The sequence below is a fragment of the Tamlana crocina genome (assembly GCF_012037625.1).
Genome location: NZ_JAAVJS010000105.1, coordinates 1 through 578 on the forward strand (window position 1 = coordinate 1; position 578 = coordinate 578).

Below are 578 nucleotides of genomic sequence, written 5' to 3' on the forward strand. Positions count from 1 at the left end.
GTGGGCCACATTACTGCTCCCTGTAGGGCATCAACATCTGGTGCACTTCCTACCTGAGAAAGGTTCATAACGCTTCCGCCTTCAAAAGTGCTGTGGAAAGGGGTGACCCCCTGTGATGGATCAAGCTCCTGGGATTCAGTGATCACCGAATTCTGAGGATTATTCCAGTCAACATTCAGCAGCCATATTTTTAGATGATCCACATTTACTCCGGCCCAGGCATCATCCTGAAAATAAATTATGGGCATATTTCCCGGGGGTGGCATTTGGTCTCCCACGGCATTTAGTGCCGCCGGACTGTAGAATCCATTGATCCTTATCCCCGGAAGCGGAAATCCCAGGTGTCTCGCTTCGGCACCCTGCAAAATCCTGTCCCGTTCAAGTACAAAGACAACTTCTTCTACAGCGTCATCTTCGGGATCCTGATTGGTAGTGACATAATATCCGTCGCTCCAAACGAAGAATTTCGGATAATCGGGGAAAGTTCCCGTGGGAAATCTATAAGTGTACCAGCCGTCATTCACGGGATCGGGACCTTTAGAAATGGCAACCAAAAGTGCATTAGTGGGATCTATTTT

Annotated in this window: 1 pseudogene; it reads right to left on the reverse strand. The window is 48.4% G+C overall.

The features are described 5' to 3' along the window. A pseudogene (locus HC176_RS15830) lies at positions 1-578 on the reverse strand (hypothetical protein); the annotation flags it as partial.